We start from the raw sequence: 924 nt of genomic DNA on the forward strand, positions 1-924 counted from the left end.
GTACGCGCACGACTTCCGGATCTTCGGTGGTGCGCTGGGCGAGGCTCACGCGCAGAAGATCCACAAGATCATGGACATGGCCATTGCGGCGGGTGCGCCGCTGGTCTCGCTGAACGACGGCGCCGGCGCGCGGATCCAGGAGGGTGTCACGGCGCTGGCCGGGTACGGCGGCATCTTCCAGCGCAACGCCCGGGCGTCGGGGGTGATCCCGCAGATCTCGGTGATGCTCGGCCCGTGCGCCGGCGGCGCGGCCTACAGTCCGGCGTTGACGGACTTCGTCTTCATGGTGCGTGAGACCTCGCAGATGTTCATCACCGGTCCGGACGTGGTCAAGGCCGTCACCGGTGAGCAGATCTCGCAGAACGGCCTGGGCGGTGCGGACGTGCACGCCGAGGTGTCGGGTGTGGCGCACTTCGCGTACGACGACGAGCGCACCTGTCTGGAGGAGGTCCGGTTCCTGCTGTCGATGCTGCCGCAGAACAACCGTGAGACGCCGCCGGTGGAGATGACCGAGGACCCGGCCGACCGGCGTTGCGAGTCGCTGTTGGATCTGGTCCCGGCGGACGGCAACCGGCCGTACGACATGCGCAAGGTGATCGAGGAGCTGGCCGACGAGGGTCAGTTCATGGAGGTCCACGAGCGTTGGGCGACCAACGTGATCTGCGCGTTGACGCGGATGGACGGGCAGGTCGTGGGCATTGTGGCGAACCAGCCGCAGTCGTTGGCGGGGGTGCTGGACATCCACGCGTCGGAGAAGGCGGCGCGGTTCGTGCAGCTGTGCGACGCGTTCAACATTCCGTTGGTGACGCTGCTGGACGTGCCGGGCTTCCTGCCGGGTGTGGACCAGGAGCACGGCGGCATCATCCGGCACGGCGCGAAGCTGCTGTACGCGTACTGCAACGCGACGGTGCCGCGGATCTCGTT

1 protein-coding gene is annotated in these 924 nt (G+C 67.7%); it reads left to right on the forward strand.

The features are described from left to right. A partial coding sequence (locus tag TR48_RS32320) for an acyl-CoA carboxylase subunit beta (protein WP_042373935.1) occupies positions 1–924 on the forward strand: 924 nt, incomplete at both ends.

The organism is Streptacidiphilus neutrinimicus (assembly GCF_000787815.1).
Classification (GTDB): Bacteria; Actinomycetota; Actinomycetes; order Streptomycetales; family Streptomycetaceae; genus Streptacidiphilus; species Streptacidiphilus neutrinimicus.